The 8,900-nt window shown below is 54.3% G+C and carries 11 protein-coding genes; 6 read left to right on the forward strand and 5 right to left on the reverse strand.

From position 1 onward, the window contains the following. Positions 1–41: 41 nt before the first annotated feature. From trkA to def, 4 genes are read right to left on the reverse strand one after another with little or no spacing between them, the layout of a single operon-like run. A complete protein-coding gene (trkA, locus tag FKM52_RS20870) occupies positions 42–1,418 on the reverse strand; it encodes a Trk system potassium transporter TrkA (RefSeq protein ID WP_141178032.1) in 1,377 nt (458 codons plus the stop codon). 40 nt (positions 1,419–1,458) lie between these two features. Beyond that, the gene (rsmB, locus tag FKM52_RS20875) at positions 1,459–2,748 is read right to left on the reverse strand and encodes a 16S rRNA (cytosine(967)-C(5))-methyltransferase RsmB (RefSeq protein WP_141178033.1); all 1,290 of its coding nucleotides are present in this window, start codon (positions 2,746–2,748) and stop codon (positions 1,459–1,461) included. Between the two features lie 48 nt (positions 2,749–2,796). Continuing rightward, the gene (gene fmt, locus FKM52_RS20880; protein WP_141178034.1) at positions 2,797–3,744 is read right to left on the reverse strand and encodes a methionyl-tRNA formyltransferase; all 948 of its coding nucleotides are present in this window, start codon (positions 3,742–3,744) and stop codon (positions 2,797–2,799) included. A 15-nt stretch (positions 3,745–3,759) separates the two neighbouring features. Further along, entirely contained in the window at positions 3,760–4,272 is a 513-nt protein-coding gene (gene def, locus FKM52_RS20885) for a peptide deformylase (protein WP_141178035.1), read from the reverse strand. 126 nt (positions 4,273–4,398) lie between these two features. Between def and dprA the strand changes: the two genes are divergently transcribed. From dprA to FKM52_RS20915, 6 genes are read left to right on the forward strand one after another with little or no spacing between them, the layout of a single operon-like run. After that, positions 4,399–5,523: a DNA-protecting protein DprA gene (gene dprA, locus FKM52_RS20890; RefSeq protein ID WP_141178036.1), complete on the forward strand. Its 1,125-nt coding sequence runs from the start codon at positions 4,399–4,401 to the stop codon at positions 5,521–5,523. Further along, positions 5,495–5,968 (forward strand): DUF494 family protein Smg, encoded by a 474-nt coding sequence (gene smg / locus FKM52_RS20895; RefSeq protein ID WP_141178037.1) that lies wholly within the window; start codon positions 5,495–5,497, stop codon positions 5,966–5,968. Before dprA ends, smg begins: the two co-directional genes overlap by 29 nt. Before the next feature lie 24 nt (positions 5,969–5,992). Continuing rightward, a complete protein-coding gene (locus FKM52_RS20900; RefSeq protein ID WP_141178038.1) occupies positions 5,993–6,547 on the forward strand; it encodes a DNA topoisomerase family protein in 555 nt (184 codons plus the stop codon). After that, positions 6,540–7,112 (forward strand): L-threonylcarbamoyladenylate synthase type 1 TsaC, encoded by a 573-nt coding sequence (tsaC, locus tag FKM52_RS20905; RefSeq protein WP_141178039.1) that lies wholly within the window; start codon positions 6,540–6,542, stop codon positions 7,110–7,112. Before FKM52_RS20900 ends, tsaC begins: the two co-directional genes overlap by 8 nt. Before the next feature lie 2 nt (positions 7,113–7,114). Continuing rightward, entirely contained in the window at positions 7,115–7,933 is an 819-nt protein-coding gene (aroE, locus tag FKM52_RS20910) for a shikimate dehydrogenase (protein WP_141178040.1), read from the forward strand. Next, positions 7,930–8,181: a DUF1488 family protein gene (locus tag FKM52_RS20915; RefSeq protein ID WP_141178041.1), complete on the forward strand. Its 252-nt coding sequence runs from the start codon at positions 7,930–7,932 to the stop codon at positions 8,179–8,181. Before aroE ends, FKM52_RS20915 begins: the two co-directional genes overlap by 4 nt. Here the strand turns inward: FKM52_RS20915 and FKM52_RS20920 are convergent. Further along, positions 8,157–8,711 carry a gamma carbonic anhydrase family protein gene (locus FKM52_RS20920; RefSeq protein WP_141178042.1) on the reverse strand — a complete coding sequence of 185 codons (555 nt, stop codon included), beginning with the start codon at positions 8,709–8,711 and terminating at the stop codon, positions 8,157–8,159. The two genes, FKM52_RS20915 and FKM52_RS20920, sit on opposite strands and share 25 nt — an antisense overlap. Positions 8,712–8,900 lie beyond the last annotated feature (189 nt).

The following is an 8,900-nucleotide window of genomic DNA, read 5'->3' on the forward strand; positions in this document are numbered from 1 at the left end:
TGAAATACTGTGGACAGCAGTCGGGCCTGCTGTCGCAGGCGTTATAAAAAGAAGGGGCTGGGCTGGAAAAGCCGCTCTACGTCCGGTACGAATTTTTTATCGGTCAGGAACATAATCACGTGGTCGCCCTGCTCAATACGCAGATTATCATTGGCGATCATGACATCATCACCCCGTACTACGGCGCCAATAATTGTGCCTGGCGGTAGCTTAATATCCTCAATCAGGCGTCCGACAACGCGTGAGGTTGTTTCATCGCCGTGGGCGATCGCTTCAATAGCCTCAGCAACGCCGCGTCTTAGCGAAGAAACGCTAACGATATCCGCCTTACGCACGTGGCCCAGCAGCGCAGAGATGGTCGCCTGCTGCGGAGAGATCGCAATATCGATCACGCTGCCCTGTACCAGATCGACATAGGCGCGCCGCTGGATCAGCACCATAACTTTCTTGGCGCCCATTTTTTTCGCCAGCATCGCAGACATAATATTGGCTTCATCATCGTTGGTGACGGCAATAAAAAGATCTACCTGATCGATGTGTTCTTCAGCCAGTAGCTCCTGATCCGATGCGTCGCCATAAAAAACAATGGTGTCCTGCAACAGTTCAGCCAGCTCCGCGGCGCGCTGCTGATTACGCTCAATCAGTTTTACGCTATAGTTTTTTTCCAGCCGCAGCGCGAGACCGTACCCGATATTTCCGCCGCCAACCAGCATGATGCGCTTGTAGGGTTTTTCCAGCCGCTGCATTTCGCTCATAACCGCGCGAATATGCTGGCTGGCGGCGATAAAGAAGACTTCATCACCTGCTTCAACGATAGTTGAACCCTGCGGACGAATCGGCCGATCCTGGCGGAAAATGGCGGCAACACGCGTATCAATATGCGGCATATGCTCCCGCATGATAGAGAGCGCGTTGCCGATCAACGGGCCGCCGTAGTAGGCCTTGACTACCGCCAGGCTTACTTTGCCTTCCGCAAAGTTGACTACCTGTAGCGCGCCGGGGTATTCGATCAGCCGATAAAGATTATCGATAACCAGCTGCTCCGGTGAGATCAGGTGATCGATAGGCACGGCTTCAGGGATAAACAGCTTGTCTGCGTCGCGGATATAATCGGCCGCGCGAATACGCGCAATGCGATTAGGCGTATTGAAAAGGGTATAAGCAACCTGGCAGGCGATCATATTGGTTTCATCAGAGCTGGTAACGGCTACCAGCATATCGGCATCCTGCGCGCCTGCCTCACGCAGAATACGAGGATGGGAACCGTGCCCCTGCACTACGCGTAAATCGAATTTATCCTGTAGCTGACGCAGGCGCAGCGCATCCGTATCCACTACGGTGATATCGTTATTTTCGCCCACCAGGTTTTCAGCCAGCGTGCCGCCTACCTGACCTGCTCCGAGAATGATTATCTTCATCGTTGTTTCAACTTTATGGGTTGCCGCAGCGCGCGCTACGTTATTTTTTTATTAGCTTAGCGTAAAAGAATCCGTCGCCGCCCTGTGGATGCGGGAAGTTTTGTAACCCGGCGTGCGGTCCGTCAGCCAGCGGGATTTCTTCCGCATCCGCATGCTGAGTAAGGAAACGCTCAATCTGCAAATGATTTTCTTCGGGTAAAACGGAACAGGTGGCATATAGCAGGGTGCCGCCAGTTTTCAGATAAGGCCAGATAGCTTCCAGAATCTCACGCTGTAGCGCCGCAAGCTCTGCGATATCACGATCGCGCCTTAACCATTTTATGTCCGGATGGCGACGAATAACGCCGGTGGCGGAGCAGGGGGCATCAAGCAAAATACGATCGAACTGCAGGTTGCTGCACCACTGCTGCGGAAAACGCCCGTCGCCCTGTTTGACTTCCGCCTGCATATTAAGACGCTGCAAATTTTCATGAACGCGTTTTAAACGTTGTGCATCCACATCCACCGCCATTACGCGAGCTTCAGGCGCGGCTTCCAGAATATGGGTTGTTTTACCGCCCGGCGCGGCGCACAGATCGAGGATAGCTTCGCCGTTTTGTGGATCCAGGTAAGTAACGCAGCCCTGGGCAGAGGCATCCTGTACGCTCACCCAACCGCGATCGAAGCCCGGCATCAGCGCGACCGCCATAGGCTGCTCCAGCATCAGGGCGTCAGGATAAACGGAGTGCGGCATTGCATTGTGACCGCTGCTCTGCAGCAGGGACAGCCAGCCTTCGCGCGTGTGATGGCGGCGGTTTACGCGCAGCCACATCGGCGGGCGCTGATTATTCGCCTCAACGATTTGCCGCCACTGCTCCGGCCATGCCTGCTGCAAACGTTTTAACAGCCATGCCGGGTGCAGAAAACGTTGCGCTCCCTGTTCAAGCTGCGGCATTAATGTTTCCTGCTGGCGCTGAAACTGGCGTAACACGCCGTTAATCAACCCTTTCAGCTGAGGGCGTTGCAAAACGGCGGCGCCTTCGACCGTTTCCGCCAGCGCCGCATGAGGCGGGATGCGCGTATACAGCAGCTGATACAAGCCGACCATAATCAGAAAGTGCAGCGGGCGCTGTTTGCCGGTCAGGGGGCGCGACATAAGCTGCTGAATGGCCGCCTCCAGCAGCGGTAAGCTACGCAGCACGCCAAAGCAGAGCTCCTGTAGCAGGGCGCTGTCTTTATCCGAAAGGTTTTTCTGCGCGGCGGGCAACAGGTTGCTTAACGACTGGCCCTGTTCCACCACGCGCTCAAGCGTCTGTGCCGCCAGGCTGCGGAGGTTGATTATTTTTTTCATAATTGAATCATCAATAAATCAGGCCCGGTTGGATGGCCGGGCCTTAAATCAGGCGAGGCGGGTGCCGGGTGTAAACCACTCGCGGCGTGAGTTCAAAATATCCTGGGCTGACATCGCCTTTTTACCTGCAGGCTGCAGGGTTTGCATGTTCAGTAAGCCTTCAGCAGTCGCAACCTGAATACCATTTTTATCCGCCGCGACGATCTCGCCCGGCTGGTATTGGCCCTGCGCAGGCAGAACCCCTGCCTGCCAAACCTTAACCGGCTGCCCTTCAATAATAAAGTAGCTAACGGGCCAGGGATTGAACGCGCGAACGCAGCGCTCAAGCTGAGCTGCTGGCAGCGTCCAGTCAAGGCGCGCTTCCTCTTTGCTTAGCTTTTCAGCATAGGTAGCGTGCGCATCATCCTGCGCCTGCGGCTGGATGCTGCCCGCGCTTAGCCCTGCCAGCGTTTCCAGCAGACCCTGCGGCCCCAGTGCCGCCAGCTTGTCATAAAGCGTTGCGCTGGTATCTTCGGCGCCGATCGGGCAGGCCAGCTTCAACAGCATCGCACCGGTATCCAGGCCCGCATCCATCTGCATGATGGTAATACCGGTCTCGCTATCGCCCGCCCAAAGCGAACGCTGGATGGGCGCCGCGCCGCGCCAGCGCGGAAGCAGGGAGCCGTGCACATTAATACAGCCCAGACGAGGCATATCCAGAACCGCCTGCGGCAGAATCAGACCATAGGCGACCACAACCATTACATCAGCCTGCAGATCGGAAACCAGCTGCTGGCTTTCCGTCGGACGCAGCGATTTCGGCTGGAACAGCGGCAGCTGATGCTGTAATGCCAGCTGCTTGACCGGACTGGGAGTTAATTTATTACCGCGCCCGGCAGGGCGATCGGGTTGGGTAAAAACACCCACTATCTGATGGCCAGACGTTAACAGCGCGTCGAGATGACGCGCTGCAAAATCGGGAGTACCGGCAAATATAATTTTTAGCGATTCAGACACGTTATCCCTTAACTATCAGGAAGCACGCGCATTAAGGCGAGCTAATTTTTCCAGTTTTTGACGAATACGCTGGCGTTTAAGCGGCGATAAATAATCGATAAATAATTTACCTACCAGGTGATCCATTTCATGTTGAATACAAATAGCCAATAAGCCATCCGTTTCCAGCTCAAAGGATTTACCCTCGCGATCCAGCGCCCGAATTTTAACGCGTTCGGCACGCGGCACCAGCGCCCGCTGTTCAGGAATAGAGAGGCAGCCTTCTTCAATTCCCGTTTCGCCACTTTTCTCCAGCAGCTCAGGGTTAATCAGCACCAGGCGTTCATCACGTTTTTCCGATACGTCGATAACAATAATGCGCTGGTGGATATCTACCTGCGTAGCCGCCAGGCCAATACCTTCTTCAGCATACATCGTCTCGAACATATCATCGACGATACGCTGAATTTCTGCATTCACTTCCGCTACCGGCTGCGCGACGATGCGAAGGCGCTCGTCGGGATAATGTAATACATGCAAGACTGACATAACTTTCCAGATTTGTATTCAGAGAAGAAACCATCGTTGTCTCTTATTGTAGACATTTCGCACCTTGATTGACAGCATTGCGGCTAAGGGAGAAAAGGGCTAACGCGCGCCTGGAGGGAAAGCTGGATGTCATCGACCGAGGTATGGCTGCGTCTGATGGGCGTAAAAGGAATATGCGGCGAAAAAATGCTGCAGGCGGCGACGCTATTGAGCGAAAACGGATATGGCGATCCCAGCCTTTATGCCGCCGCCGGTCTTAGTCGCGAACAGGCGCAGGCCTTTGCATCAGTGCCGGAAAGCTATATTGAACATACGCTGCGCTGGCTGGAACGGGCGGAACATCATTTGATTACCGCCGATGATATAGGTTACCCGCCGCAGTTGAAGAATATTGCGCGCTACCCGGCAGCGATGCTGGTACGCGGCGATCCGCTGCTGCTGTCGGCGCCGCAGCTGGCAATTGTCGGCAGCCGCAATGCCTCGCATTACGGCAGGCAATGGGGAGATTATTTTACTCAGGGATTGGCGTTAAGCGGGCTGACCATTACCAGCGGTTTAGCGCGCGGCATCGATGCAGTCGCGCATCGGGCGGCGCTGGCCGTACATGGCAAAACCGTCGCGGTGCTGGGAAGCGGGCTGGAGCAGATCTATCCCACCACTCATCAGGGCTTAGCGGAAGAAATTATTGCCGCAGGTGGTGCGCTGGTTTCCGAGTTTCCCCTTTGTACCTTGCCTTACGCGCATAATTTCCCGCGTCGTAATCGTATTATCAGCGGGCTGAGTCTCGGTGTGCTGGTGGTTGAGGCCACGCTTAAAAGCGGTTCGCTGGTGACAGCACGCTATGCGCTGGAACAGAACCGCGAAGTTTACGCCTTGCCGGGTCCGCTAGGCAGTCCGGCCAGCGAAGGCAGCCACTGGCTTATTCAGCAGGGCGCTTTTCTGGTAGCGCATCCTAATAACATCATCGAACAGCTGAACAGCTCGCTTCACTGGCTACCGCTTCCCGCACAGAATAGAATTAATTCTTCAGACAACGCTGATGGTCCATTGCCATTTGCCGAGGTGTTGGCTAACGTAGGAGATGAGGTTACACCTGTTGACGTCGTCGCTGAACGTGCCGGCCAACCTGTGCCAGCCATCATAGCTAAACTGCTTGAGCTGGAGTTAGCAGGATGGATCGCAGCTGTACCCGGCGGCTATGTCCGATTAAGGAGGGCAGGCCATGTTCGACGTACTAATGTACTTGTTTGAAACTTATATCCACAGCGAAGCAGAAATGCGCGTTGATCAGGATAAACTGACGGACGATCTGGCCGATGCCGGCTTTCATCGTGATGATATTTATAATGCGTTGAACTGGCTGGAAAAATTAGCAGATTATCAGGAAGGGCTTGTTGCGCCGATACTGCTGACCACCGATCCGCTCTCAATGCGTATCTATACCGAGCAGGAATGCCAGCGTCTTGACGCCAGCTGTCGTGGTTTCATTCTGTTTCTTGAACAGATTCAGGTTTTGAATCTGGAAACGCGCGAAATGGTTATCGAACGTATAATGGCCCTGGATACGCTTGAGTTCGATCTGGAAGATCTGAAATGGGTGGTGCTGATGGTGCTGTTTAACATCCCCGGATGTGAAAATGCCTACCAGCAAATGGAAGAACTGCTTTTTGACGTTAATGAAGGAATGATGCACTGAGCTATTTATCAGTGGCACAACAGCATGAATAAACCAGCACTTTTTACAGTGCGAAAACATGAACCCTGCCCCGTTTGCGGGGCAGAGCTCGTTATTCGCTCCGGAAAGCACGGGCCTTTTCTTGGATGCTCGCATTATCCTGATTGCGAATATATTCGTCCGCTGAAAACTCAGGCGGACGGACATATCGTTAAGGTTCTGGAGGGGCAGCTTTGTCCGCTCTGTCAGGCCGATCTGGTATTACGGCAGGGCCGCTACGGCATGTTTATTGGCTGTAGCCGCTATCCGGAATGCGAACATACGGAAACGATCGATCGTCCGGATGAAACCAGTATTGTCTGTCCGCAGTGTCAGCAAGGCCATCTTGTACAGCGCCGCTCGCGCTTCGGTAAAACGTTTCACGCCTGCGATCGCTATCCTGATTGTCAGTTTGCGGTGAATTTTACGCCAAAAGAAGGATCTTGTGCTTTCTGTCACTTCCCCTTATTAATTGAGAAAAAAACCGCTCAGGGCCTGAAGCGCTTTTGCGCCAGTAAAGCCTGCGGCAAGCCCGTTAGCGCAGGAAACAGCAGTGAATAAACAATTTCTTCCCGGAACCCTTGCATGGTGCGTGCAGCAGCTGCGGCAGCAGGCGGTTATCGCTTATCCCACTGAAGCGGTGTTTGGCCTCGGCTGCGATCCGGACAGTGAAACGTCAGTGATGGAGCTGTTGGCGTTCAAACAACGCCCGGTAGAAAAAGGGTTGATCCTGATCGCGGCGGATTATCAGCAGCTTGAACCTTACGTTTCAGATCGTGAACTATCGGTTGCGCAGCGAGAAAAAATGTTTGCTACCTGGCCGGGGCCGGTAACCTGGGTGCTGCCGGCTCTGTCGCAAACGCCACGCTGGCTGACGGGACGTTTTGATACGTTAGCCGTGCGCGTCAGCGCTCATCCAGCGGTGCAGGAACTTTGTCGGTCATTCGGCAAACCGCTGGTTTCTACCAGCGCCAACCTGAGCGGTCAACCGCCCTGCCGTAATGTGGAAGAAGTGCTGCAGCAGTTTGGCGAGCATTTCCCGGTACTGCATGGCGAGACCGGCGGAAGGCTTAATCCATCAGAAATTCGCGACGTTATTAGCGGCGATATTATTCGTCAGGGATAGATATGGATAATTTCGTTGTCATTGGCAATCCGATTTCACACAGCAAATCACCGTTGATCCATCGCTGTTTTGCACAGCAGACAGGCATCGAGCATCGCTACGGCAGCCTGCTGTCGCCGCTTGATAGTTTTAGCCAAACGGTTCAACGCTTTCTGCAACAGGGCGGGAAGGGCGCTAACGTAACGCTGCCGTTTAAACAGCAGGCATACGAACTGGCGGATGCGCTTACCGAGCGAGCGGCGCTGGCGGGTGCGGTTAACACTCTCCATCAACGTGAAGATGGACGGCTGCTCGGCGACAATACCGATGGCATTGGCCTGCTTAGCGATCTGCAAAGGCTGGCGCTGATAAAGCCCGATGATAAAGTTCTGCTGATTGGCGCAGGCGGCGCGGCGCGCGGCGTCATTCTGCCTTTGCTCTCTTTCGGCTGTTCGCTGACCCTGACTAATCGCACCGCAGCGCGAGCCAGCGAACTGGCCGACGTTTTTGCCCATACCGGTGAAATTGATGCGTTGACGCTGGCTGAATTGTCCGGCAGGCATTTTGACTTGATTATCAATGCCACTTCAAGCGGGGTAAACGGCGATATTCCCCAGCTGCCCGCAACGCTAATCCAGCCGGATACGCGCTGTTATGATCTGTTTTATCAGCGAGGGCCTACGCCTTTTCTGCAATGGTGCCGGCAGACGGGCGCGGCGGCGATGGCGGATGGATTAGGTATGCTGGTGGGGCAGGCGGCGCATGCTTTCCTGCTCTGGCATCAGGTTATGCCCGATGTTGAACCGGTTATTCAGCGCCTGCAGGCGGAGCTGTCAGTATGAATCAGGCGATACAGTTCCCCGATCGCGAAAGCTGGGACGAGCAGCGGCAGGCCGTTTGCTTTCCTGCCATGGTTAACGGGTTTCAGCTGAACTGCGCTATCTCTGCTGAGGTTTTGCTGCAGCGGTTCGGAGGAAATAGTGAACCGCTGGCAATTTTTCGGCAGCACCGCTGGGATCTGGAAGATCAGGCGCAAGCTCTGATCGAGGCCCAGCAGGAAGATAGTCAGGGCTGGGTTTGGCTCTCCTGAGCCAGATATTCATCTTTCCAGCGGACATAGTTGCTGGCGGAATAGCGTAATCCTTCGAGCTCTTTGTCATTTAGCGGGCGGATCTGTTTTACCGGACTGCCCAGATAGAGATAACCCTTTTCCAGCCGTTTTCCCGGCGGAACCAGGCTGCCGGCGCCGATCATTACCTCATCTTCTACTATCGCGCCATCCAGCACTATCGAGCCCATTCCAACCAGTACGCGATTACCAATAGTGCAGCCGTGCAGCATAGCCTTATGGCCTACGGTAACCTCCTCGCCAATGATTAACGGAAAACCTTCCGGCTGGCTGGCGGATTTGTGGGTGACATGCAAAACGCTGCCATCCTGAATATTGCTGCGTTTGCCAATTACAACTTTATTGACGTCTCCACGTATCGCGACCAGCGGCCAGATGCTGACGTCATCATCCAGCGTAACGTCGCCAATAACTACGCTGGTGGCATCCACCATAACGCGATCGCCGAGACGTGGAAAAGTTTCCTTAAACGGACGGAAAACTGCGGACATACTTTTTCTCCTTAACAGGTTGCAGGCAGCGTAGCGGATACCGGTCTGAGCGTACCTTGATATTGTGCGGGAAATTTCAACCGATCGCATAAGAACGCAGCGAAAAGCGCGAAAAGAAAGCAACTGCAAAAAAAGATCGAAAAAAGGCTTGTGCTACGAATTCGGATCCCTATAATGCGCCTCCATCGA

This window comes from Mixta tenebrionis (assembly GCF_006517625.1).
Taxonomy (GTDB): Bacteria; Pseudomonadota; Gammaproteobacteria; order Enterobacterales; family Enterobacteriaceae; genus Mixta; species Mixta tenebrionis.

Excerpts from the sequence above, each read along its gene's own strand:
- trkA (WP_141178032.1), bottom strand. The coding sequence starts at position 1,418 with ATGAAGATAATCATTCTCGGAGCAGGTCAGGTAGGCGGCACGCTGGCT.
- rsmB (WP_141178033.1), bottom strand. The coding sequence starts at position 2,748 with ATGAAAAAAATAATCAACCTCCGCAGCCTGGCGGCACAGACGCTTGAG.
- def (WP_141178035.1), bottom strand. The coding sequence starts at position 4,272 with ATGTCAGTCTTGCATGTATTACATTATCCCGACGAGCGCCTTCGCATC.
- dprA (WP_141178036.1), top strand. The coding sequence starts at position 4,399 with ATGTCATCGACCGAGGTATGGCTGCGTCTGATGGGCGTAAAAGGAATA.
- smg (WP_141178037.1), top strand. The coding sequence starts at position 5,495 with ATGTTCGACGTACTAATGTACTTGTTTGAAACTTATATCCACAGCGAA.
- FKM52_RS20900 (WP_141178038.1), top strand. The coding sequence starts at position 5,993 with ATGAATAAACCAGCACTTTTTACAGTGCGAAAACATGAACCCTGCCCC.
- aroE (WP_141178040.1), top strand. The coding sequence starts at position 7,115 with ATGGATAATTTCGTTGTCATTGGCAATCCGATTTCACACAGCAAATCA.
- FKM52_RS20915 (WP_141178041.1), top strand. The coding sequence starts at position 7,930 with ATGAATCAGGCGATACAGTTCCCCGATCGCGAAAGCTGGGACGAGCAG.
- FKM52_RS20920 (WP_141178042.1), bottom strand. The coding sequence starts at position 8,711 with ATGTCCGCAGTTTTCCGTCCGTTTAAGGAAACTTTTCCACGTCTCGGC.